Genomic DNA, 24,948 nt, shown 5'->3' with positions numbered 1-24,948 from the left:
GTCATAAAAATAGTTTATCTATTTCTTAAATAAGATTCTGTTATGCGATCATAATAACTATTAATTGGATGTATATTTTTCAATCCGGTAACTTTCATTTCGCAATTTCAATAAGACCAATGGTCGATATACTTTTTAGAGGATTACTATGTACTACAAAACTTTAGCAAAACTAGCTGAACTAAAAATGAAGTTCGAAGATGATATTCGCGGTGTTACTGCGGTGGAATATGCAATTATTGCTGTTGTAATGTCAGCTTTAGTACTTGCTGCATTTCAAACTGATGCGCTTAAAAATGCAATTACTGGTGCCTTGACCAAGGTTACAACCAACTTGACTACTGCGACTACAGGCAAATAAACGGCCACTAAGAATAATATATTAAGGGGCTTTGGCCCCTATTTTAGGCTTAATATGAACAGAATTATCATTCTCCTTCTTATCGCTTTCTCTATTTTTTCAACATTGATATATATCAACAGCAACTATATTTCATCGGACGAAGAGCCACAACAAGTCCAGAAAAAAGAAGAACCCAAAGTGAGTATTTTAGTCGCTCAAAAAGAGATCAAACGCTCTCAACCCTTGACTCCCAATTTTTACGAGAAGAAGTTTGTCCATATATCGGACTTAGACGGCTATTACTATACCTTAGAAAAAGACATCGTTGTTCAACCTGGGGCTCTTTTTAAAGAAGACATCAGGGAAGGTACTTATTTAACACAAGAGATGATTTCAAACCCGGGCGACCGAGATTATATGTATCTGTCGCTTAATGATGGTGAATTACCTTATTTTTATGAAGTAACGGGCATTGGGGTTGTACAAACATCGACCCTCACTCCTGGCGATAAAGTGAGCTTTGTTTCTACTACATCTTCAAAATCAAACCTCGTAGAGAGTGGATATGGAGACATCGGTGATTTGGTCAGTCGAGTCATTATTAGTGGAGCGCGAGTATTACAGGTGATTAAAGGTAGCGAAGATACCGACTCACAAGATGCTGAAGATAAAAAATACAGCTTAGTTATTGCTCTAAATATGCGCAGTGTATTGAAACTCGAAATGGCTCAAAAAATTGGGGATGTAAATATCATTCCTTCAGAAATTGAAAACCGTTATTTATCTATTCGCAGTAGTGACTTATTAGAAACACAGTTTGGTGTCAGAGAACTACGTGGTAAGGACTAACATGAATTTAAACAAACAACATATAGCCTTGCTATTGTCTGCAATTCTCTCTTGCCCATTGCTCGCATCTGAATTGATGAACTTAGATCAAGGTGCGGCGAAGACCATTAATTTAAAGAGACAGATATCGACAGTATTTGTAGCGAACCAAGAGATCGCTGACTATAAAATTATTGATGAAAACAAGGTTGTCGTTTATGGCGTTGGCCAAGGCACTACCTCAGTGATTGTTTATGATCGTGGAGGAAACGAAATTTACAATGCTGAATTGGTGGTGAATCAAAGCTTAAGGCTACTAAAGCAGACGCTAATCGCGCGATTCCCTGATGAAAACGTAGTGGTTTCCAATGTCGGTGATCAAGTTGTACTCGATGGCATTGTTGGCAGCGAAGAGATTAAACAGAAGATTAATCGCCTTGTTGGTGAAATGCTTAATAAAGAACGTCGTCGTGCCGCTTACGAACTCAAAGATGGAGACGGCGAAGCGCTAGACGAACTCGAGTACACCGCACAATATAACTACGACCAAGTGATTAATAACTTGAAAGTGCTTACTACCGAGCAGATCAACGTAAAACTAACGGTTGCGGAAGTCTCGAGTTCATTTTTAACAGAATTGGGTGTGACTTATAGTGACAGCGGTGAGCCAGGTACTTTTGTTAATAAGCTGCTCGACTTTACTGCTCAAGATATTGTTGCTGTTATTTCTGCGAGCGGTGATGACAAGATTGGGCGCGTACTGGCAGAGCCAAATCTATCCGTTATTTCTGGCGAACAGGCTAGCTTCTTAGCGGGTGGTGAAATCCCAATCGCGGTGCGAGACGAAGACGGCATTACCATCTCCTATAAAGAGTATGGTGTTAAATTGGCGATGGTGGCGAAGGTCACGGATACAGAGAACATCCGCTTAACCTTGATACCTGAAGTGAGTTCAATTGATGAATCAAACAAGACCACTACAGGGCTTATTTCCGTGCCTTCGTTACGCACCAGAAGAGCCCAAACCACGGTCCATTTGAAAGATGGACAAAGCTTTGTACTCGCTGGATTACTGACATCAGAAGAGCGCGAATCGTTAACCAAGATTCCAATTTTGGGGGACATCCCAATCTTGGGTGCACTGTTTAGTCACACCTCTACTAACCGCTCTAAAACTGAACTCATTATCGTCGCTACAGTTAATTTAGTCGATCCAGTTGAGCAAGAGCAGGTCAAGCTGCCGAGCTTTAGGCGTACCAGCGACCTTGAACGACTCCTGAGAATCGACCTTTCTGAACTTGATGAGCCAGAGCTAGAAAACACAATTAACCAAGGAGGGTTCAACTGATGAAATGGATCGCTATTACTCTACTAGCACTGCTTGCCTCAGCTTGTACACATGTTGATAGCACGAACACCAGTATTATTGAGCAGCTAGAAGAACGCTTCGAGTTTGATACGACGAGCAGCGAAGATTCAATGTCACGCTCTGTGGCTTTTATTCGAGAGCTTAATGCAAGAGAGCCTAAGTCAACGTTCTACGTCAAATACAAACCAGATGCGAGTGAGTTCGTGGCTAAGTTACGAGACAGGTTTAAATCGGAGTCGATTGCCAAAGACAGATACAAAGTCGAACTTGCCGCTGACGATCAGCAGAAAAATATCCTGATCATAGGGCGATACGTCCGCATTAAAAGCAGTGACTGTGGCGTGATGGTGTTTTCGAAACGTGAAGACTACCAATTTGGCTGTAGTGTTGAGCACAACCGCAACATTAGTTTGGTTAACCCAATCAAAAAGGCGAAGTAGCGATGGACTTAGATATTTTATTTCGTAACTCGTCGTCGAAAATGAAATCGTCGGTTCAAGCGACAGACTTGGTTGTTTCTGACGACAGCACGTTAACTGAATCGATCCAAGATCTTTACGCAATCGAAGGCTTTCCCAAACCTCTTGAAGTGACTGATATTGATTTGGACGGCGCTTGGAATCAGTCAAACATCAAGTTGAACCATGTTGTATTGGACCTTCGCAGTGCACCAAACGTAATAGAGCAAGTCTCAGAGATTTCGGTTCGACTGGATGTGAACATCTCTTTACTCGTTCTATGTGATGTTGACTCGATAAAGCTGCGTAACCAAGTGCACGCTTTAGGTGCGACATATGTGCTGTGGGATTCTGAACTTGATGCGTTACTTGCGGCAATTAAGTCGACGCAAGAGGGGGAAAGCACCGTTAAAAAAACGCGTGTTGCTAAGCGTATTTTAGTACTCGGAACAAAGGGTGGAATTGGTGTTTCGTGTGTTAGTTCAGTCTTGGCTCACTCTTTGGCTGAACAAGCGAATTTAAAAACGCTTTTGGTCGATCATGACTCAGGGGCTTTGAATAGCGACATTTATATTGGTGTGAAAGGATTAAAAGCCAAACACAACAGTATCGATTTGAATCAAATTGATATCGACAGTGCCATCGCCAAGACCTACGTACATCCGGTGAAAGACAAGCTTGATTATTTGGTGTTAGAGAAGAACGTCGCTTGCCTCTCTGATCACGCGTCAACGCTTTACAACCTTTCTAATCAACTGATTGATCAATATAACTTTATTATCGATTCAGCGCCGCTGTCTTGTTACGAAGAGATGCACGATCAGGAATTGTCAGATAAGTACCATCGCATCTTTATTGTTTGTGAACCGTCGGTGTCTTCATTGCGCTCCTATAACTCTTTGAAGAAAAAGATAGGTAAATCTGAACACCAAATCATTTTCAATTTAAATAGGCCAGCAAAGGACTTTATGGTGACGCTTGCTAGCGCTAAAGAGCGGATCAAAGCCAAAGACAGCATTGACTTCATGTATGAACCGTCGCTTGAGAAGATGGTGGTCCAGCAAGGTATCAATGAGTTGCTTAAATCCAAGTCCTCGTCCGCTGTGCTGAGTATGGTCGCGACATTGACGGGTAAGAAAATTAAACCTAAATCACGCTTTAGTTTGTTTAGAAAATGAATCAATTAAAAGAAATCTACATTCAACTTCGCGATGAAATTTTCGATGCGTTGGATGCGGCGACACTCGTCGAAATCAGTAATCAAGAGCTCGAAGACCAGCTTAAAGACTCTGTGAATATCTTGATCGATAAGAAGCAGTTGCAAGTCAGCTCCTTGAAACGGGTTGATTTGGTTAAGGCACTGCTTGATGAACTGAAAGGCTTGGGACCACTGCAAGCCTTAGTCGATAACGATGATATCTCGGATATTATGATCAACGGGCCTTCGGATATTTTCATTGAAATCAATGGCAAGGTAGAACAGTCGCCGATTCAATTTGTTAACGAAAAGCAGTTAAACACTATAGCTAAGCGGATCGCCTCTAACGTAGGGCGTCGTATTGATGAATCTAAGCCACTTTGTGACGCACGTTTAATGGATGGTAGCCGTGTCAACATCGTAATACCTCCGCTGGCGATTGATGGTACTTCCATTTCTATTCGTAAGTTCAAAGAGCAGAAAATTAAGCTCGAGAATCTTGCAGAGTTTGGTGCTATGTCTGTTGAGATGGCAAAGCTATTGTCGATTGCTAGCCACTGTAAATGCAACATATTGATCTCTGGTGGTACAGGTTCAGGTAAAACAACGCTACTCAATGCGTTATCTGGTTTCATCGGTGAAGGCGAACGTATCGTTACCATAGAAGATGCTGCCGAATTGCAGCTTCAAAAACCGCATATCGTTAGGCTTGAAACTCGACAAGCCAGTGTTGAAGGTACGGGAGAAATTACTGCGCGCGATCTCGTGATCAACGCTCTTCGTATGCGCCCAGACAGAATCATTGTGGGTGAGTGTCGTGGCGGAGAAGCGTTCGAGATGCTTCAAGCAATGAATACTGGCCATGATGGGTCTATGTCGACATTGCACGCCAATACGCCACGCGACGCGATTGCTCGTACTGAAAGCATGGTGATGATGGCAACCGCGAGCCTGCCGATATCTGCAATACGCAGAACCATCGTGAGTGCAGTAGACCTGATTGTTCAGGTAAAGCGTCTTCATGATGGCAGCCGTAAGGTGATGTATATTTCGGAAATTATCGGCATGGAAGGGGATAGCGTAGTGATGGAAGATATTTTTCGTTACGAGGCGAGCTCCGATTTTAAAGATGGGAAAATGGTCGGTGAGTTTAGAACGCCTGGCTTATCTACCCGCTCTGTCATTTATGAACGTGCTAAGTTTTTCGGGCTAGAGCAAGCGGTCAGGGAGATCTTCTCATGACATTCATTCTGATTGCGTCATGGAGCGCGTTGCTGATCTACTTTCTTATTCATCGCTCTCGTCAAAACAAAAAGTTGAGTAGCTTGATCGAGATGGAGGCTGAATTCGAAGGGGTAAAGGGCGTTCGATCTGTTATTGATTCTCAGCAGTTTGAAGAGAGCTACAAAGCCAGATTCCGGAAAAGCTACAAGAAGATAGTCAAGGTATTTCAGCCTAATATGTCGCTGAAGCTTATTCTGTTTGTCTGTGTTTCTGCGTCAGCGGTGTATGCCATCAATGAGTTCTTCTTAAGACAGGATTACCTTGTTTGCCTGATGATCGCTGAGCCCGTTTTGTTCTTCGTTTTTTATAACAAGCTCAAGCAGAGACAGATGGACCGGTTTAAAACCAACTTTCCTGATGCCTTAAACATTTTGAGTGGGGCGATATCTTCTGGGCAAAGTATTATCCATGCATTTGAATATGTTGGTAAGCAGCTTGATAACGAGGTAGGGAAAGAGTTTAAGTTTATGGCCGAACGCTTACTGATAGGCGAGGACCCTGATGACGTACTGGAACGAAGCAGCAATACATTCCCTTATTTAGAATATTTTTTCTTCGCTTCAACAATCCGTATCAACCTAGCACGAGGTGGTCAGCTAAAAGATGTGATCAACAAAATTAACCGACTCATGTTTGATTCGAGGGCGGTAGAGAAGAAAAAGAATGCGTTGACCTCTGAAGCGCGCGCATCGGCAAAAATTATTGCCTGCTTACCGGTAATATTCCTGATCATTTTAAAGTTCACTAGCCCAGAGAACTACAGCTTCGTTATGTTCGAAGAAGCTGGTCAGCCGATTTTTTATTACGTTCTAGTAAGTGAGTTGCTCGGGTTCTTTTGCATTTGGCTGATATTGCGAGGTGTTAACTAATGGACATGAAAACCCTGGGCATTTGGGGGGCGATATTTATAGTTTCAATGGTGCTTGCCACGTACTGCTTGCGATTTTGGGACAACACCAGAGCAAATATTGAAACCCGAAAGATCATTGGTTCGACACGCGAAGAGAAGAAACGAACCGACTTATTTAAATCGATATTATCTCGAATCAGTTTTAATAAAGATGAAACTAAACGCAAGTTAGTGGCCGCGGGTTTTTATAGTGACTTTCTCGCTGATGCTTATTACCTACTTAAAATTGTTCCTTTTAGTATCTGCTTGATTCTTATTGGCTTTGATTTTTATAGCGGAGAAACCGAAGTACTGTTTTCTTTGTTGTATTTATTGGGCGCGTTATTAGCGTTTGTTATTGCGCCCGATACTTATGTGTCTGCTCGGGGTAAAGCCAATATCAAACACATTAGTTCGAGATTACCTTTTTTACTCGACCTGATGAATGTGTGTGTTCATACCGGGATGACTATCGAATCGAGCCTGGAATACTTAGCTAAGGAACTTCATTCGGTCGATAGCAACCTTGCGCACGTCGTTCGAGTTACGGTGGAACGCTCACGTCTTGTTGGCTTGGAAAAGGCGCTAGAGGAGTTTTACGACCTTGTACCAACCAGTGAATCGCAAAGCTTTGTGATGACCATGGTGCAGAGCTTGCAGTTTGGTTCATCTGTAGGCCCTGTATTGGCAACGCTAGCGACCGATATTAGAGAATTGAACATGATGGATCTGGAAGAAAGAATTGGGAAGATGGGGGCAAAAATGTCCATCCCTCTGATCGCTTTTATCATGGTTCCTATTGTTGTTCTCATTGCTGCCCCAGGTATTTTAAGGATGTTGATGTGATTAAAAAGTATTTATTTATCACTGTGCTCTTCGCTTTACTCTCTGGTTGTACAACCGTGAATAATCAACTTGAGACCAAAGAACAACTACTCATAGGGGCCGGCGATTCGCAGAAACTTATCGAGTTCTACAAAGCAAACATACAGTCTGACCCTATATATAAAGTAAAACTCGTTAACCTGTATTTAGACCTAAAGGATATCAAGTCGGCGGAGCTATATCGCAATACCTATAGCGAGAGCAACCTTGATGACCCGGAATACATACTAACTAATGCTCGTATTTACTATCAGAAAAAGAACTTTGAACGCGCGCTAGAAGAGCTAAATAAATACCGCGACGAAGGTGGTACCGAATATGAGTATCAACTTTTAACCGGAAAAATTCTGGCTCAGCAGAAGCAGTTTGTCCAAGCCATCGAACACTTTGAAGAGAGTCGTAAACAAGGTGCATCTGATAGAGAGGCCGGTAATAACATTGCCGTGGTGAAAATAATGCAGGCTGATTATTTAGGTGCGACGGACATTTTATATGACTTATATCTTTCGAATCCGAATGATCAAAGAGTGAGTTCTAACTTGATTCTTTCTTCAGTTAAATCTCAAAGGCCAGATATCGCACTCGAGGTTTTGAAACATTCAAATAGTGATGAACAAGCGCGTAAGCAACTCAAGGCGCTAATGAGGTCAATATCTAAAAGCGGAGGGAACAAGACCGTGACACAGTCAACAATAGAGATGGAACAACAGCTTATTGGCTCTCAAGCTAATTCAGGTGGCTTTGTTGCCCCAACATCACGTGTGAGCAAGCTTGATGCTACCAAAGACTTTCAAGCGTCTAAACACAGTGTGGACGGTTCGGTACTTGATCCTAGAAAACTTAAACCAAACGCAAAGCCTATTTATCGCGTACAAGTTTTGGCAACGTACACTGCGATTCCTTCAGACTTTTTGAATTATTTGAAAACAAACTATGGCTCCGTCTATTCCTATACACATGGGCTGTGGAAGCGTTACTGCATAGGTGATTTCAATGACCTGGATGAAGCCAAGGCGTTTCTCAATAGCATTGATATCAAAGGAGCATTTGTTGTTGATTACACCAAGAAAAGGTATGTCCGTTTATGAGATCGTTTAAACGAAAGCAAAAGGGTGCATTGACGGTTGAAGTCGCTATGGGTATTCCGATTTTCCTCGCGATTGTCTTCGGATGGGTTGAGATCTGCATTTTGACGTTTTCTATGAGTATGACTGACCATGCATTAACGACGGCAGTGATGCGAACCAAAAAAGCGGGTGACTCGAGTAGTAGTCAATCCATTAACTACGGGCAAATGATCAAAGATGAGTTGAACAAAGCCGGTGGAGCATTATGGAGTAACGTCGTTAAAGAGGGTAGCGTCATCATTCATGTGAACTATTTCCGAGACTACGAAGGTTTTCTGAAATGCACTGACACCTATGCCTCTGCAGACAAGTGCCCGGATAAGAAAGATGAACCAGAAGACATGGCACTTGCAGTTTACGCTTTGGAATACACTTACGATCCCATTGTGTCTATTTGGTTCCCTGATATGCCGATAAAGCGTGAAGTTATTACGATCCAAGAGTATGAAAGGTGCTCTTTCAAAATTGGTCAGGGGGCAGGCTGTGCAAGTTAAACAAAAAGGATCGTTTGCGGTTGAACTGGCGATGGTGCTTGTCTTTGCTTCTGGCATTTTCTTAGTTGTAGTGAACCACATGCTAGCGATTAACAAGAAAGGCCAATTGGACAGAGCCACATATTCAATGACCACGATTTTCGCAGAGCGGAAGCAGTTATTTAACGCCAACATGGACATTTGCGCAGGTGATTGCAGGAAAACAGAACACAACGCCTTTGCAATTGCGTCGGCTTCGATGAAGCGGATGATTCCGAACTTTGACAAAACCAAATTCGGAATGCGCATTGATGAGATAAGGCTCGAAGAGACTGCTGTTTCTGGAAGTAAAGTGAACTACCGAAGGGTTCAAAAGACACTAAGCAAAGGAAACATACAGGGTTGTGATTTTCCTGATATGAGCGATATCACCAAAGAAAAAGCGATTGAAATGCTTCCCGTCACTTCCAGAGGGCGCAGATTACCCATGTATCAGGTTTCATTGTGCTATGAGATCCCAACAAACCTGATTGGTATCGCGAACGGTGAGGTCTTCCGTCTTGTGAGCTCTTCTTATTCATTTGCGAGGGTTTAAGGTGCGTTCAATAAAAAGAAATAAGGGAGTAGCGGGTATTCTGTTCGTCGGCCTGTTACCAATGATGGTTATTTTTATGGCGTTTTCGATGCAGATGTCGCAACAGATGCTTGCGCATACCAGGTTACTGGAAGCGGCAGAGGTAGCGAGCCTTGCTCTTATCGCAAGCCCTAGAGAGGATGAAGAGAACAACGTTAAGTATGCACGCTACTTAGTTGATCGTTATGTTGTCGATAATACAGATGATGTCGATGTAGCGGTGTATACCAGTAAATGTGAGTACAAAGATGGTTGTGTACAAGCAAGTGGTGAGCTTGCACCGTTCAGCGACTTTGTGGTGAGTGCGACGGCCAAATACACGTCTTGGATTGCATACGAAGACGTAAATTTAAAGCCTGAATTTTCAGTCAGTGGCCGAGCTGTGACGCGCAAATATCTTCCTCAGCCAGTAGACGTCTACTTTATTGGTGACTTTAGTGGATCTATGGGCAACTCGTGGAAGAACGGCAAAATGAAGTTAGATGTCGTGAAAGAAACCATTAAGCGAGTCGTTGATGACATTGAAGAGTTTAATACCGAAGAAAAAAGCAGAGTCGCCTTGCTTGGGTACAACCCTCTTCATGTGAAACAAGACGATGAGATAGTGAGGCTTAACGCTTATGGCTATCGGAGCACCTGGAGAAAGAAATACGCTTATGACTACGCTCGAAACTCTCCCGGGACAACAGTGAGACGAATGTTTGATAAACCAATCTTGTATGACGAGATCATCGAACCATCGTATGGAATGAGTCGATATGAAGTAGAGCGACTTTATAAGCGAAACAATGATTTTGATGATTACTACAAGTTTTACGATATTCCACTGACTGAGGATTATGACAATTTTCGAGCTCAGTTAATGAGCACTCAGTTGAAAGCTGGTGGAGGCACCTCTTCTTGGAATGGAATCATTGCTGCGGCACAAGAAGCCAATAAAGCGACCAACCTTAACCCTGAACAGGTGTTCATTGTGTTATCCGATGGTAGTGACAGCGACGAGACCTATTTACAGAAGTTAGTGGATCAGGGGTTATGTAAAAAGCTGCGCTCAACCATTTCAGCGAAACGGAATCGTTTCCAAAGCAATGCACCAACTGAAGCTGAGAAAACAAAAGTAACAATGGGTGTTATTGGTATTAACTACCGCGTCCAAGCAAGTGATGGTTTTGGAGACTGCTTCGGCAAGAAAAACATTTATCACGCCAAAGATGGTGAAGATGTGTACAAGTATATTTTGAATTTGATTAATGAAGAAACAGGAAAACTTAAGGATTAACATGAGATACCTAGTGATGATTTCTATGATGTTGCTCTCTCCAATGGGCTATGCGAATTGCTTGGGCAATGTCGATGAGTACATAACATCGACCACGTTAGTCTCTTCTCATGTTGTGACAACTCAAGTAACGGGTAAATTGTTAGAGCGTGATGAAAGACCGAAGAATGAGCTGCTCAATAAAGAGATCGAGGTGATCCAAGTCGCGGCTCAAGACGATGTGTGTTTCTATGATAAAGCGACACAATCTCTAGTACTTAATTATCCAATCAACGTGTATCAGTTGGATGAAAGTCATAAACAAGTACTAGAACAATACCTAAGTTTAGTCGGCGATAAGTCAAAGATTTTTATTGAAGGGCACGCTGACAGTCTTGGTAGTGAAAGCTACAACAAAGCCCTTTCGTCACGTCGTGCGGGGCAGGTCGCTAGCTACTTAAAGGAAGATCTTCGCCAAGGAACTCGCATCGTTGAATATGCGTATGGCGAAAGCGCACCCATTTGTAAGGTTGCGGACAACAAGGCAACAGGTTGCAATCGACGAGTTGTGATAACAGTTAAGTCGTAATGGGTTTTGTTTTCATTGTCTGTGTTTTTATTCTCTGGGCTGCGGTCTTGAGTGGTGTATAACGATACTCGACTCTACCCAAAGGGAGCCAATATAGGCTCCCTTTTTAGTCTTATTATATCTGTGAATTACTACACCGCTAAGCTACTAAACCATAGGCTCTGCTTGCTCTTGAATTGACTCTGAGGGAGCAAGATATTGGCACAACTCTTCGTATGGGATAGGGCGTGAGAAGTAGTAGCCTTGCATCAAATCACAACCGCAGTCTTTAAGGATCGCGAAGTGTTCGCTCGATTCTACACCTTCTGCTAATACCACCATTCCGAAGTTCTTACCGATAGCAATAATGTTCTGCACCATAGTCAATGATTGCTGGTCTATCGCAATATTCTCTATGAAGCTTTTATCGATTTTAAGCTCGTCGATAGGCAGTGCTTTCAACATACTCAATGATGAATAGCCGGTACCAAAATCATCCAGAGAGATCTTAATGTGGTTCTTTTTGAGGCCTTCGAAAATTGGTTTAACCAAATTAACATCTTCGATGAACAAGCTCTCTGTGATTTCTAGCGTTAAACAGCTTGGTGAGAACTGGTATTTCTCAAGCGTGGATAACAGGTGTTCAGAGAACGATTTATGCGAGAACTGCCTAACCGAGATGTTGATCGATAACCCGATCTCTTGATCGGTCGTTCTATGTAAATGAGCGATTTGCATAATACTTGACTCGATTATAAACGTGCCAAGTTTATGCATTAAGCCAGTGCTCTCCGCGACGGGGATAAACACATCGGGTGGAACAAAACCTAGCTCGTCATCAACCCAGCGCACAAGAGCTTCCACACCATCAATGCTTTCATCTGCTCTCACTAGAGGTTGGAAAGCCATAAACAGTGTCTGTTTCTCAATCGCAATACGCAGCCTCTGTTCAACTTTCATCTTGTAGAGGTGGGCATCTTGCATTGCCGTAGTGAAAATGCTGTATGAGTTTTGCTGCTGTTTGGCTTTGTACATTGAGATGTCGGCAGAGCGAAGCAGACTATCGAGATCTTTACCATGCTCAGGGAAACGTGCAATTCCGATGCTACAGCCCAATAGGAATTGAGAGTTTTGCACTTCATAGGGTTGAGAAAGTACCTCGATGATACGCTCTGCGAGTCGTTTAATTTCAGACTCACTGGTTATTGGAGTTAAAAACAGAAACTCGTCGCTCGATTCACGTACCAATAGGCTCAATCGAGAGCGGAATCGCATTAAACGTAACGCTATTTGTTTAAGAACCTTGTCACCAAAATCATGCCCGTGCGTATCGTTGACGCATTTAAAGTTATCGATATCGATGAACAGCAGTGAGAATTGCTCTGACTCACTTGCCACCCATTTATCGATGTTCTTACGCATGTATAAACGGTTTGGCAGCGTAGTGAGAGGGTCGTGGTTCGCTTGGTAGATAAGTTGGCTGCGAGTGCGCTGCTCATTCTTCGCAATAGACTTAACCAAAATGTAGAAACCACACTGGATCAAAATAAAAATAATGAAAAGAATGCCAAATTCTTCGATAAAGACGGTATCGACGTGTGCGAGGTCGGTACGACCAACGACCCAAAGTTTATAATCCGGCAGGTACTTAGCGCTCAGGAGAGAGTGGAATTTATTATCACTGACAACAAATGAGTAGGTCTCTTTTCCCGTTTTCGCTTCTTGTACAGTAGCGCTGACTTGCTCTGAAAAGTTAACGCTCACGCGCTGAAGCAGGTCGCTGTCTACTGGTTTTAGGTAAGCATCAAGAGACTCGATGTCACTAGAAAAGAACTGACGGTACTTATCTTGTCGTAACAAGGTCAGTGTGTTGTAACTGCCAGCATGCGCGTTGTTTTCAAATACTATGGTGCTATCTAAACGTAATCCCGCGGTCATCACGGCATCAATGCTATTACCATCCACTGAAATCGATTTTCTTAACGGAATCACTAGGCTATCTAGGGACTTTTGAAAATAGGTTCGCCCTAAAACCATCCTGTCACTTGAAAGCGCTTCTAGAAAGGAGTCTCGAGTTTGTGGAAGCTCAAGTAAGTTGTCTTGGTCTGCCAGTTTGAGGTTTGAGCTAACAGATAAGTAATCGCCCTGTGTGTTAAGCAAGCCAAATGCAGCAATCGCTGGATGAGTCTCAAGCAACTTATCCAATATTGGACGAATCTGAATAGCGGCGGTACGAGTGAAGTCAGACTGTTGGGCCAATTGGTGTCCAACGACTTCTAGGAGTGCCTCTTGGCTTGTGAGCAGTGAACTGACAGAGCTAGAAAACAGCTCTACTTGGATATGCTGCTGCTCAATGAAGTCTTCTCTATTGGCTTGCCACTTTGTTACACCTAGCACAGTGAAAAGTATCAAGGTGAGCAGTACGACTAGAGCGTACAGCGACCAGATATTTTTCTTAAATAGAGCCATGGAATGCCTTTTTTGGTTACGACTTTGAACAGAGTGCACGAGACAAACTATTGAGCGCCAATATGATGTATTAAGTTTGTAAGACACATCGATAATGACTAATGATTAAATAGTGTAACGACTAGGTATCGGGATTCTTGAGTAAAAAATTAACATTCATATCAACAATAATGGTTAGTGTTTGATTAATCGAAGTTTATTGTTAGTGCATTACTGGGAGTTTAGCCGAGAGCCGTTACGATATAATAACAAAGAGCCTACCCATGTTAGGAGTAAGCTCATTATGCATTCGGAGTATATTCTAATAGTGGCAGTAAGCGAAGTTGAATTACTGGTTTGTTACGGCGATAGGCAGGCTTTCGTTCGCGCCCCATTCTGTCCATGAGCCATCGTAAACTCCCATTTCGCCCGAGTATCCCGCCAATTTAGCGGCTAACAAAATGATGCAGGCAGTCACACCTGAACCACAGCTAAAGAACATCGGTTGAGTTGGTGTTAAGTCCAACGTAGAAAAGATCTCTACAAGCTCGCTCTGAGGTTTCAACTTACCGTTATTCAGCACTTGTGCGAATGGTAGACAAACTGAGTTTGGAATATGTCCGCTGCGTAATCCTGCTCTTGGCTCAGGCACTTCTGAATCGAAACGAGCTTGAGAGCGTGCATCTAGAATATTGGCACTCTTGCTCTCTGAATAGCTTAGGACTTGCTTTGCATCCACGAAGTAGTTGTCTTGAATGTTGCCTTCGAAATTACCTGGCGTGACTTCTGCTCTGTACGATGTGTCTGTTGCGTAACCCGCTTCAATCCATGCTGGTAAGCCGCCATCTAAGATGTAAACATCCTGATGTCCCATTGCCATAAACATCCACCAAGCGCGAGGCGAAGCGAAAGTACCCGAGTTATCGTAAACCACAATGGTGCTGTCTTGGTTGATACCAATTTCACGTGCACGAGTGTTGAAGTGTTTTTCAGAAGGGAACATGTGAGGAAGTAGGGTATGTTTGTTGCTGAAGTCTTTGTCGTAGTCAAAACGAATTGCTCCAGGAATCATTTGCCCTTTGATCTTTTCAGACTCACTTGGAATTTGAAATTCGATACTGGCGTCTAGGAGGATGATGTTGTCTTGCTCTAACAAACGTTGTTGAAGTTGTTCTGGTGAAATGAGTGGCTGATTCATTCTTATTGTATCCATTCTTGTTGTAGTTATAGCTGTTGTTATATCGACGGCTAAGGTGCAGCTCTACAGTGGATGAACTGATAGCTGCTTTGTCCGGTGATTTGGTTACTTAATGTATCAAGCGAGACTACAGAATCAATAGGGCAGTCTGTGGTCGGTGCAATGGATACGCGAAATACACTGTTGTCTTGAGTTTGAACAGTAAGATAACGCCTGTGTCCATCTAATGATTGAGTGAGTGTATTCGAAATCACTTTGGCTTCAATACGTTGCCCCGTCTGTGACGTCAGCGGAAAATGGATAAGGGCAACTAATACGCCTACACCGCACATTAAGATAAATAGACCTATTTTTAACTGTTTCATGAGAGTAAGTCTTTGAAGGTTATCTTGAAAATATAAGTTAGATTCGAAATAAAGTGAATGAACGCCTATCAGATAATTTTCAGTGTTATTGGTTTGAAACGATCAAAAAAGTGAGCATTGCTGCTCACTTTTAGTTGCTGATATTCGAAGCTAAACTTTCATTACCACACGATCTGAGAGTTGCTGCTCGATACTACTTTTTGTAGAGGTGGCTGTCCGTCGTAAAACCAAATCTCAACGAGAAGTGAATCGTGGCTGACTGGGCTCGCGAAGTTAGAGGCGAAGACACCATTGTTTAATGACCCTGCAATCACTTTGCTTGAGTAGTCTGGTTTCAATGTCGAGTCGTCACGAGCACTAAAACGGCTATACACGGTAACAAATGAACGGTCTGTTGAAATACTACTGATGTCGATGTCGATATCAAACTGCTCCACAGAGCTGTAATCAAAACCATCGGGTACCACTAAATCACTCATAGTGTAAGTTGGTTCCGCTGCTGCACTGGCTACTGGAGACGGTGATGGCGTCGCAGTTACTGGCGTTGCAGGTGTCGCCGGTGATGATGGTGAAGGAGAAGCCGTGCTGCCACCACCGCCACCTCCGCCCCCACCACAACCTGCAAGTAGGAGTGGGGTTGTAGCTAAAACTACGGTCATTGTTTTCTTCATGTTCCAAGAGCTTTGTGCAGACATATTATTTTCCTTAGAGAGGTTGCTTCTCAACTCAACGTTATGATGTTCGCGATTTTGTTTATCTTTGATACTCATGACGTCTCTCCTTATGGCTCGTAACATTGGTTGTCTGCTGGTGATGTATACCAAGTTTGGTTATTGTCACCACCTGACTCTGCCCACTGCTTAAACTCTGGGTAAGCAGTTACGATATCCACGTATTCTTGTGGCCATTCCCACTCTTCTGTTGACGTGATAATCAGTGCCCAAGGGTGGTTTTCTGCTGTTTTGAAATATTTACCTGTTGCTGGGTCGCTATCATCAACACCGATTCCAGAATCAAATAGGTTCACAGTGTCAAAGGCCTCGGTTGGTGCTTGGTCTGGCAAGTGAACTTCCCAACTACGTCCTGGGTGCATCGGTAGGTTGTCGCCGTGATAGTAGCCCGGTGTTGCGAAAATGAAGGGGTCGTAAGGCATGTCTGTCCACGACGCAGTACTCACACCGTCGCCTGATAAGTTGATACCGATTTGGAATGCGAACTGTTCATCTTCTTTACAAGCGTTGCTTGTACGGTAGAAGGCGCATGAAGTATTCGCTTTCTCAGACAAGTCTTCAGCGGCGATAAAGATAGCTTCACTACGACCGTCTTCCATTCCTAAATCGGTGAATACGCCATTGTGTTTCATGTATGAGTTAACGGTATCTACCGAGCTTGGTGCAAGGTTGGGTAGGCGAATCGCAAAGCCATTTTTGTAGGTTGCCCCTACAGCCGCTAGGCGACCATCGATGGTAGACTTAACAACCTTACCGTCTTTTAAGATCTCAGTGATGCGATACATGATAACGGCATCATTCATGTCATAGTCGGCTTTATAAGGCCAATTGTCTTCATATGCTAGGGTGGCGTAGCCAGAAGCACTTGGGAAGTAACGAGCCGTTGCACCATCATTAAGAACATCGACTTGAATATCGACCACCTCACCAGAGGTAGAACCGCCAAAGTAGCTCAGGTTAGTTTGTTGGCTGAATCTGAATCGAGCCCAAGTGGTACCTGTTAAGGCATTAATATCGACATTTAAGAATAAGTCGTTCTCACCGGCCGCCAATAAGTAGTCGGTAAAGACTTGTTCGTTGGCGCCGTCGAAACTACCGTCTTGGTTCCAATCTATCCAAGCTGAAAGATAGCCCGTTGTTGAAGCTTCAATAATTACCTTCGAATCGAGGCCAGATTCAAGTGCGGTTACGAAGCCGATACCACCATTCGTCCATTCGTCATCAATGCCGACGCTTTCATCCGATTGTGGAGAAACGTATCCATCCAGATCTGCATCTGGTGCATTTGTCCCTAACCATGTGACACCATCGAGTTCATGTCGAGGGCCATTACTCGCTAGTAGAGTTAGGTAACTGTCTGGCGCGTCACCGAAGTCGATGTTTGAATCCTCATCAACAACAGGTGCGTTGGCACAACGAGCACCATCGTTTTGACCAGAAATTGGGCCATTCGGTACAAATTCATCGGCTGGAACAATACCTGCTGCGATATTGGCAGCGTTGTCGGGAGATAGGTTGATTCGGTAAATTTTACCGTCTTGATTTCGAGATACGTAGTAGTAGCCGTTTACATCGAAATAACCTGCGCCGAATGTCCCTGTTTCTCCGGTATCGCCGATATAGGTTTCGGCACCAGTTGTAGGGTTGAAGCTGTATAAGCCACCAGAGTTATTATCGATACCATATAGAGAGCCATCGCTTGGGTGGAAAGCGAAATCAGTCAATTTGACAGTTGCTGGGCTGCCTACAATTTTGTTAACGGTAACTGTCGCATTTGGATCGGTATCTAAAGGCGATAGATCAACCGTGAACAGCCCTTTACCAGTGCGGTACAGGTAGTAAACATGATCGTAAACGTCACCCACATAGAAGGTATGGTCTGTTGGCAGTCCACTGGTGTTGATGACTTCTGCTTGGAAATCCTTGCCTAGGCGCACCAAACGTTTGTTGGTGGTGTCATAACCGTATATGTATCTGTCTTCGAAATCAAAACCGACACCGTTAATGTTAGCGTTCATCCCCGTGTCGTCTTCGAGAAGGGTCGTTGAACCAGTCACTAGGTTAACGCCCCAAACTTCAACGGGGGTGGATTGAAAGAGGTATGCCTTACTCGGGCAAGTATCGAATGGCGCTGCGTTGGCGACCAGTGGCGCGCTTAATAGCAAACTTAACGTTGTAATTCTCATATCTACATCCTTGTGATGGAAGGTCTAGATACTTAATCAAGTAATGTGCCATTTTTAAGCTGTTGATTTTAATGCTTTTTATTTTTGATGATTCAAGTTTTTGTTGTTTTCTCAAAATGAGAATTCAAATGAAACTAATCTCTTAATAACTATTTCAATTTGATAACCTTGAGTAGAAGCTAAACTTCAGACATAAAAAAGCCCTGACTTATCGTCAAGGCTTAGGTTCTCGATAGGGGGATATGGTTTAGTCTATCCACACACCGAACAGTTAGGCATCTTCATTAAGTTCATCTCACGCCAGCTGTGAGACATGGCATCGAGAATCAAAAGTTTGCCTTGTTTTGGTTGTCCAAATTTAGCGATAACTTTGATCGCTTCCAAAGCCTGAGCCGCGCCCACCATGCCAACAACAGGCGCCATCACACCAGCTTCAACACAGCTTAGTGCTGCGTTGCCGAACAGAGCGCTCAAACACTGGTAACAAGGTGCATTGTCATCTTGATAAGTGAATACGCTAATCTGACCTTCCATGCGAATCGCAGCACCAGAAACTAAAGGCGTTTTAGATGCGTAACATAAGCGGTTCAATTGATTGCGCGTTTCAACGTTGTCGCTGGCATCAAGTACTAACGAATGCGCTTCAATGAGCTTTGCTAGTGCCTCGTCATCAAGTCTGTGGTCGACCGTTTCAACTCTAAGGTGTGGGTTTAACACCTGTAATGATTCAGCGGCTGAAACGACTTTCTTCTTACCAATATCAGCATCGGTGTGAAGCACTTGTCGTTGCAAGTTTGAAAGCTCAACAATATCATCGTCGATCAATGTCAGCTTACCAATGCCTGCAGTCGCAAGGTATTGAGCAGAGGCGCAGCCTAAGCCACCTGCACCTAACACCAAAATCGAGCTCTGTTTCAGCGCTTCTTGACCCTCAAAATCAAACTGCTTGAGAATGATCTGGCGGTTATAGCGAAGCATTTCCGCATCAGACAAAATTTCCATGAGCAAGCCTCGTTAGTAAAGCGTCGAGTTAAACAGTTGAATCTGAACCGTTTCACCAACTTCAACACGACCACGTTCGCGCTCTAGTACCACAAAGCAGTTTGCTAAGCTCATTGAGCGGAAAGCGCCAGAGCTTTGGTTACCTGTTGTTTCTACGACAAATTGACCGTTTTCAATCGAGTAGATACCACGTTGGTAATCAGTACGGCCAGGGCCTTTTTTGAATGCAGACTTAGTCGTTGCAGGAATAGATTCTGGCGCTGTCCACGCAGTATGACCGGCAAGTTTAGCCAGCATAGGTTGAACTAACACGTACATCGTCATCATTGCAGACACTGGGTTACCCGGTAGGCCACAGAACCAAGCGTTGTCTAGCTCACCAAATGCGAATGGTTTACCTGGTTTGATTGCTAATTTCCAAAAGCCGATTTCGCCAAGCTCTTCGAGAATGTCTTTGGTGTAATCCGCTTCGCCGACACTTACGCCACCAGAAGTGACAACTACGTCTGCCAATTCTTGCGCTTTTACAAAGGTTTCTTTAAGTGTTGCAGGGCAATCAGGGATAATACCTAGGTCAATGGCTTCGCAACCAAACGCTTCAATCAGTGGTTTGATACCGTAGCGGTTGCTGTCGTAGATCTGACCATTTTCAAGAGGCTGACCTAGCGGTTTTAGCTCATCGCCAGTAGAGAAGAAAGCGACTTTCGGTTTGTGTGCAACAATCACATGGCTCACACCAAGTGAAGCGATCATTGGAATGTCACGAGGCGTTAAACGTTCACCGCGGCTAAGAACGATGTCACCTTGCTTAATGTCGTCACCGGTAGGACGAATGTTATTGTTCAGCTTGATGTCGTCTTGCTGAATCTCAATACCTGCATCGGTTTCACGAGTATTTTCTTGCATGATGACTGCATCACAACCTTCCGGGATTTTAGCGCCTGTCATAATGCGAATACAGGTGTTTGCTGGCCATTCGCCTTCAAACGGCTGACCCGCAAAAGATTTACCCGCTAATGGCAGTACTTTACCGTTCTCTAGGTCTGCTAAACGTAGCGCGTAACCGTCCATTGCTGAGTTATCAAAAGGAGGTACAAAAATAGGGGAGAGTATGTCTTCAGCAAGAACGTAGCCCAAAGCATCTGCCAATGGCAGAGTTAGAGTCGTTTGAATAGGTTTGATTGGTGACAGCAGCTTATCTAGTGCTTCTTCAATTGGCATTAAGCCCGGAGCGTCGCAACAGCCCATAATTGAAATCCTTTGATCGTTATTGTTTTGATTTTGTGGTTGGCAATGGTGGTTCAATAATGATTAAAACACGCTTTTCGTCAACGAAATTGAGGCCACTTTAGCACAGTTTAGCCCCCGTAAATAATGACCTCCCTTAAAATATGGGTGTATTTATTCAAAATTCCGAGTATCCTTGTTTGCCATCCAGAAGGGGTAACAAAAGAGGAAGTTCAATGTCAGGTCTTAGCGAATCAGCGAAGTTGGTTAAAGATGCGCTAGCAAGCCGCGGTTTAGAGACGCCAATGAGTCCTAACCAGGTTAGCCGAGAAGAGAAAAAGGAACGAATCGAGCACCATATGCGTGAGATTCTCACTCTACTCGAACTTGATCTTACGGATGATAGCCTGGAAGAAACACCACACCGCATTGCTAAAATGTATGTGGATGAGATTTTCTCTGGTTTAGATTACGCAAATTTCCCTAAAATTACCGTAATTGAAAACAAGATGGGCGTTCGTGAGATGGTACGTGTAAAAGACATTACCGTGACCAGTACTTGTGAGCACCACTTAGTGACGATTGATGGTAAGACTGCAGTCGCTTACATCCCTCGTGGTAAAATCATTGGTCTGTCTAAGATCAATCGTATCGTGCGCTTCTTTGCACAGCGTCCACAAGTTCAAGAACGTATGACTCAGCAGATCCTTGTCGCTTTGCAAACCTTGCTTGAAACAGAAGATGTTGCTGTAACCATGGATGCGGTTCACTACTGTGTGAAATCACGCGGTGTAATGGACGCAACCAGTGAAACCACCACTACAGCACTGGGCGGTATCTTCAAATCTAACCCAGCGACACGTCACGAGTTCTTGCACGGTCTACGTTAATCTCTGGTGATGTGATAAACACGATTTAGCCTCTGTAAGTCGGCAAACAAGATTCTAAGCCTCGCAATCAGCGGGGCTTTTTTGTGCTTGTAGAAAAGTTAATGGCAATGACTACGAATGTGGTCATTATCGAGAGTGCAGAATGAGTGAGTAGGGAATATGTTTGTCTGCGTAGTTTTCTACTTTGTATGAGATCCCCGACTCAGTCGTTCCTCCTTCTCGGGGATGACGGAGAATATTAAGGGATTTGACTCAAGTGTATGTTGAGAGTGACGTCGAATTTCGACGAGTTTATTCAGATAAATCTTGAGAACAGTGGTGAAAGTGTCTGTGTGAAACGCACTCAATACGTTTGAGCACATAACCCCGTCATTCCCTAAAGCGAGAAACGAGCGTAGTAGGGAATCTATTTTTGTATCTATGGTTCGGTATGAGATCCCCGACTCAGTCGTCCCTCCTTCTCGGGGATGACAGAGGATATTAAGGGATTTGACTCAAGAGTATGTTGAGGGTGACGGAGAATTTCGGCGAGTTTATTCAGATAAATCTTGAGAACAGTGGTGAAAGTGTCTGTGTGAAACGCACTCAATACGTTTGAGCACATAACCCCGTCATTCCCTATAACGAGGAACGAGCGTAGTAGGGAATCTCATGCTCAGAGGTCATAGTGGGAAAAATGGTTGGAAAGAGATGCGCTCTACACAGTGCAAAGCGCAAATTTGATTTTAGCTGGTGGGGTGCTTATGACAGGTTAAACAAACGCTTTAAACTATGAACAAAACCGGACGGCTTATTCTCTGCTTGGTAGATGTTCAAGCCATCGTAAAAACTTGCCATGAAGTCAACACGGATTTCATCATCTGTGCTTCTTGATAAGCGAGACAGCAGTTTGGCAGTCGCTGCTGCGTGATCATTGGCTAGGCTGTAATCCATACCTAGTCGACCTTGAATGAACAACCATAAATGTGTCACTAACTTTAACTGCTGAGAGCTAGAGTTTTGAAACTTGTCGCCATGCTCACTGCCTACCGTATTGTCGAAGACACTTTGCATCGCTTCGCTAGCGTCTTTATTACTCTCAAAACGATAGCTGGCATCGATATGCTCTTTGGTCAGTAGGCCAAGCAGTGTCTGACGTGCAGAATTATCAGGCTTATTCTCACAAGCGTGTTTAAACAGAGCGTGGTTTTCGTCAATAAAAGACGAGAGCTCTTTCTCGAAACCTGTCGCAATCGCCGTTACCGAATCTAAGCCAGACTCCTTCAAACAAACGTGAAGTCTGGTTTTAGCTTGTTGGTTTGCTTCAAGCTTTTGCTGATTACTGGTTGGAAGCTCAGTCATTACTCTGTAGCTCTTCCCACGTTACTTCAGCTGATTGCGTGTCGCTATTCACGAATGCAGAGTTGCCCGTCAGCATAACTGAAAGGTCCATGGTGCGCTCTGTCATTGCAGCTAATTGCTCAATACCATCATTGTCTAGACGAACAATTTGGGCTTTAAGGTAACCGAATTTACCTTTGTTCTGCTCCCACCAAACGTTTGATTTAGTATTGAAGCTGAACACACGAACAGACTTTGATAGGCGAGTGGCTTTCTTAACACGTTCAGCGTCTGGTTCGCCCACATCGATCCACTCAAGGATCTGGTCATCTAAAGACTTTTGCCACAAATCAGGTTCTTCGATAGTCGACAACCCTTTAGTAAATTGAAGCTCCGGTGAAGCATTGATACAAAAAGCCATGATGCGAGCCATCATACGCTGTTCTGTTTCAGAAGGATGCTGTGCAATCGTTAGATTAAAAGAGTCGTAATAGTCGCGGTTCATATCAGTTAAAGAGATACGAAACTTGTAGATTGTCGGTTTGAGGGCCATATGATGTAAGGGTTCCAATCGGATTAGGTGTACTATAGCTGTACCAATGCGTTTTTTGAAATCACAGCCTATAGGTAAGTTGCGCCTAGTATAAACGAAGTAGAGCAGTTGGCTAGCAAGATGAGGCTTTCGTTACACCATAATTATTTTAAGCACTTGTGGTGAACTAACAATGAAGAACACGGGGTCAACTTAGGTGGTTATGACGTGAGCGTTTAACGATTATGTGACTGAGAAGTGATCGCCCCCGAGTCATACAAAAGAATTGCAGAAGTATAAGTAAACACGAAGTGTCAACATTGAAGGTATTGACACTTCTTGGTAAGTCTAGGTTATTCTTAACTAATATTAATTACGTGTCGCTGTAAATGGCACGAATTCATTTTGCTCTAAACCACTGGGACCTGAGCATCTCACTTTTCCTGCTATGTAATCATCAGAAATATATGTTATTTCATAGGCTGCATCATAGAATGAACTGTCTTTAGCGACGATTTTATTATTTTTTAAAGACATTCTAGCCTCGCACATGTAGCCTGAATTGAAAGATATGCCAAGTATACTATTTCTTAATACGCCGAGTTTCGGATTTGAGCTTCTACCTCCTTTCAGCGAGATATTCATGGTATACGACCCACGGCGGTCTCTAAAGCGCTGATAAGCACTAGAATCAACCAAACCCTGTCCAAGGCCAGTCAGCGGCGAATATTTTAGTTGACCACTTTCAGTAACGAAAACCAGCTCCTCAATGTTGTCACCGTTAAGATCTACCATTGAAAAACTCTTGATATCTTCATTTGGCAAAAGTTCTCTAGGTTCACCTAACATAGAGTCTGCAGCAACAGCGGCGACTGAAAATAAAGCGGTAATAGAAAGGGTAAATATTGTTTTTTTCATACTAATGCACTCATTTTATTGATGTTTTTATTCAGTTATTCACCTGGTAGCATATCAAGATTAATGTGTTGATTGAAGATGAATTTATAAAATGAATGCTTAGTGCTTAATTTTTAACATACATGTATAACGTTCGTTGTATATTCGTATCCTCAGTACAATTTTCTAGGTTTTCTAGGAATAACAGGCAGGGATTAAAGTGAGCGCAAGTACAAACAAACAGCCGCCCATATGCTGATTTCCTACCTTTGAGTGAGTTGTGAGGGTGGTCGAATATTTTTACTGTGCTGGCGACCAAATGTAATGAACTAGGCTTAGTTTTACGTGGTGGTTAAGTGATGAATATTGAGGTGAACTTTAGATGTTAGATAAAGGAGCTTCGACCTAGTAGCGGCTTTGACTGCGATTGATATGGTTGATAGACGGCTTTGACCAGAGGTTTTCGTTTGGTTTTTTGTTCTCCGGGCTATGGTTTGGTCTCAGCGCATAATGCCTTGTCTTAATTGTCACTCAAACGATTGGCCGGGTAAAAAAATAGCCAGCAGAGGCTGGCTATTTTTAGAAAGCTTTAAAATACTAAATTAAAGTACTTTGATGCTGTCAGCTTGTGGGCCTTTTTGACCTTGAGATACTACGAACTCAACTTTTTGGCCTTCAGCAAGAGTTTTGAAACCTTCGCCAGTGATTGCAGAGAAGTGTGCGAATACGTCTGGACCGTTTTCTTGTTGAATGAAACCGAAGCCTTTAGTTTCGTTGAACCATTTTACTGTACCAGTAACTGTGTTAGACATGATGTTATCCCTAAAATTAATTTTTA

25 protein-coding genes are annotated in these 24,948 nt (G+C 43.3%); 14 read left to right on the top strand and 11 right to left on the bottom strand.

All coding sequences use genetic code 11. The features are described 5' to 3' along the window. Window positions 1–148: 148 nt before the first annotated feature. The 13 genes from F0251_RS08500 to F0251_RS08440 are packed head-to-tail and all read left to right on the top strand — an operon-like array spanning window position 149 to window position 11,335. The gene (locus F0251_RS08500) at window positions 149–361 is read left to right on the top strand and encodes a Flp family type IVb pilin (protein WP_061032339.1); all 213 of its coding nucleotides are present in this window, start codon (window positions 149–151) and stop codon (window positions 359–361) included. 54 nt (window positions 362–415) lie between these two features. Beyond that, a complete protein-coding gene (locus tag F0251_RS08495; protein ID WP_061032340.1) occupies window positions 416–1,192 on the top strand; it encodes a hypothetical protein in 777 nt (258 codons plus the stop codon). Between the two features lies 1 nt (window position 1,193). Then, window positions 1,194–2,519 (top strand): type II and III secretion system protein family protein, encoded by a 1,326-nt coding sequence (locus tag F0251_RS08490; protein WP_061032341.1) that lies wholly within the window; start codon window positions 1,194–1,196, stop codon window positions 2,517–2,519. Further along, window positions 2,519–2,980, top strand: a complete 462-nt coding sequence (locus F0251_RS08485; RefSeq protein WP_116871394.1) for an ATPase — start codon at window positions 2,519–2,521, stop codon at window positions 2,978–2,980. The genes F0251_RS08490 and F0251_RS08485 overlap by 1 nt, the downstream gene beginning before the upstream one ends. A 2-nt stretch (window positions 2,981–2,982) precedes the next feature. Next, entirely contained in the window at window positions 2,983–4,176 is a 1,194-nt protein-coding gene (locus F0251_RS08480; protein ID WP_060980417.1) for an AAA family ATPase, read from the top strand. Next, a complete protein-coding gene (locus tag F0251_RS08475; protein WP_061032344.1) occupies window positions 4,173–5,438 on the top strand; it encodes a CpaF family protein in 1,266 nt (421 codons plus the stop codon). Before F0251_RS08480 ends, F0251_RS08475 begins: the two co-directional genes overlap by 4 nt. Then, window positions 5,435–6,349 carry a type II secretion system F family protein gene (locus tag F0251_RS08470; protein WP_061032345.1) on the top strand — a complete coding sequence of 305 codons (915 nt, stop codon included), beginning with the start codon at window positions 5,435–5,437 and terminating at the stop codon, window positions 6,347–6,349. The genes F0251_RS08475 and F0251_RS08470 overlap by 4 nt, the downstream gene beginning before the upstream one ends. Further along, complete coding sequence (locus F0251_RS08465) at window positions 6,349–7,215, top strand: type II secretion system F family protein (RefSeq protein WP_061032346.1); 867 nt, start codon at window positions 6,349–6,351, stop codon at window positions 7,213–7,215. The genes F0251_RS08470 and F0251_RS08465 overlap by 1 nt, the downstream gene beginning before the upstream one ends. Then, window positions 7,212–8,342 carry a lipopolysaccharide assembly protein LapB gene (locus tag F0251_RS08460; RefSeq protein ID WP_116871396.1) on the top strand — a complete coding sequence of 377 codons (1,131 nt, stop codon included), beginning with the start codon at window positions 7,212–7,214 and terminating at the stop codon, window positions 8,340–8,342. The genes F0251_RS08465 and F0251_RS08460 overlap by 4 nt, the downstream gene beginning before the upstream one ends. Then, the gene (locus F0251_RS08455) at window positions 8,339–8,875 is read left to right on the top strand and encodes a TadE/TadG family type IV pilus assembly protein (protein ID WP_061016700.1); all 537 of its coding nucleotides are present in this window, start codon (window positions 8,339–8,341) and stop codon (window positions 8,873–8,875) included. The genes F0251_RS08460 and F0251_RS08455 overlap by 4 nt, the downstream gene beginning before the upstream one ends. Continuing rightward, window positions 8,865–9,449 (top strand): tight adherence pilus pseudopilin TadF, encoded by a 585-nt coding sequence (tadF, locus tag F0251_RS08450; RefSeq protein ID WP_061032347.1) that lies wholly within the window; start codon window positions 8,865–8,867, stop codon window positions 9,447–9,449. The genes F0251_RS08455 and tadF overlap by 11 nt, the downstream gene beginning before the upstream one ends. Before the next feature lies 1 nt (window position 9,450). Then, complete coding sequence (locus tag F0251_RS08445; RefSeq protein ID WP_171730782.1) at window positions 9,451–10,767, top strand: TadE/TadG family type IV pilus assembly protein; 1,317 nt, start codon at window positions 9,451–9,453, stop codon at window positions 10,765–10,767. A gap of 1 nt (window position 10,768) precedes the next feature. Further along, complete coding sequence (locus tag F0251_RS08440; RefSeq protein ID WP_171730781.1) at window positions 10,769–11,335, top strand: OmpA family protein; 567 nt, start codon at window positions 10,769–10,771, stop codon at window positions 11,333–11,335. Window positions 11,336–11,482: 147 nt separating this feature from the next. Here F0251_RS08440 and F0251_RS08435 read toward each other — a convergent pair whose 3' ends face one another. The 7 genes from F0251_RS08435 to moeA form a co-directional block, all read right to left on the bottom strand. Continuing rightward, window positions 11,483–13,783, bottom strand: a complete 2,301-nt coding sequence (locus tag F0251_RS08435; protein ID WP_171730780.1) for a bifunctional diguanylate cyclase/phosphodiesterase — start codon at window positions 13,781–13,783, stop codon at window positions 11,483–11,485. 328 nt (window positions 13,784–14,111) lie between these two features. Continuing rightward, window positions 14,112–14,960: a sulfurtransferase gene (locus F0251_RS08430; RefSeq protein ID WP_171730779.1), complete on the bottom strand. Its 849-nt coding sequence runs from the start codon at window positions 14,958–14,960 to the stop codon at window positions 14,112–14,114. A gap of 50 nt (window positions 14,961–15,010) precedes the next feature. Next, entirely contained in the window at window positions 15,011–15,325 is a 315-nt protein-coding gene (locus tag F0251_RS08425; protein WP_171730778.1) for a hypothetical protein, read from the bottom strand. A gap of 161 nt (window positions 15,326–15,486) precedes the next feature. Next, a complete protein-coding gene (locus tag F0251_RS08420; RefSeq protein WP_171730777.1) occupies window positions 15,487–16,095 on the bottom strand; it encodes a hypothetical protein in 609 nt (202 codons plus the stop codon). An 11-nt stretch (window positions 16,096–16,106) separates the two neighbouring features. After that, entirely contained in the window at window positions 16,107–18,242 is a 2,136-nt protein-coding gene (locus F0251_RS08415; protein ID WP_171730776.1) for an LruC domain-containing protein, read from the bottom strand. A 252-nt stretch (window positions 18,243–18,494) separates the two neighbouring features. Then, a complete protein-coding gene (moeB, locus tag F0251_RS08410) occupies window positions 18,495–19,244 on the bottom strand; it encodes a molybdopterin-synthase adenylyltransferase MoeB (RefSeq protein ID WP_061032376.1) in 750 nt (249 codons plus the stop codon). Window positions 19,245–19,256: 12 nt separating this feature from the next. After that, complete coding sequence (moeA, locus tag F0251_RS08405) at window positions 19,257–20,492, bottom strand: molybdopterin molybdotransferase MoeA (RefSeq protein WP_171730775.1); 1,236 nt, start codon at window positions 20,490–20,492, stop codon at window positions 19,257–19,259. A gap of 215 nt (window positions 20,493–20,707) precedes the next feature. On the opposite strand from moeA, the gene folE reads away from it, so the two are divergent. Beyond that, entirely contained in the window at window positions 20,708–21,361 is a 654-nt protein-coding gene (gene folE / locus F0251_RS08400; RefSeq protein WP_004737232.1) for a GTP cyclohydrolase I FolE, read from the top strand. A 741-nt stretch (window positions 21,362–22,102) separates the two neighbouring features. Here the strand turns inward: folE and F0251_RS08395 are convergent. From F0251_RS08395 to F0251_RS08380, 4 genes are all read right to left on the bottom strand, one after another. Further along, complete coding sequence (locus F0251_RS08395) at window positions 22,103–22,702, bottom strand: hypothetical protein (protein ID WP_171730774.1); 600 nt, start codon at window positions 22,700–22,702, stop codon at window positions 22,103–22,105. Continuing rightward, a complete protein-coding gene (locus F0251_RS08390) occupies window positions 22,695–23,234 on the bottom strand; it encodes a YaeQ family protein (protein ID WP_061032379.1) in 540 nt (179 codons plus the stop codon). Before F0251_RS08390 ends, F0251_RS08395 begins: the two co-directional genes overlap by 8 nt. A gap of 348 nt (window positions 23,235–23,582) precedes the next feature. Continuing rightward, complete coding sequence (locus F0251_RS08385) at window positions 23,583–24,131, bottom strand: hypothetical protein (RefSeq protein WP_061032380.1); 549 nt, start codon at window positions 24,129–24,131, stop codon at window positions 23,583–23,585. Between the two features lie 581 nt (window positions 24,132–24,712). After that, window positions 24,713–24,922: a cold-shock protein gene (locus tag F0251_RS08380; protein WP_004737278.1), complete on the bottom strand. Its 210-nt coding sequence runs from the start codon at window positions 24,920–24,922 to the stop codon at window positions 24,713–24,715. Window positions 24,923–24,948: the final 26 nt, after the last annotated feature.

It is taken from the genome of Vibrio sp. 070316B (genome assembly GCF_013114115.1).
In the GTDB taxonomy this organism is placed as follows: domain Bacteria; phylum Pseudomonadota; class Gammaproteobacteria; order Enterobacterales; family Vibrionaceae; genus Vibrio; species Vibrio chagasii_B.
The sequence above is the reverse complement of the archived record's forward strand: the minus strand, read 5'-3'. Positions and strand labels throughout refer to the sequence as shown.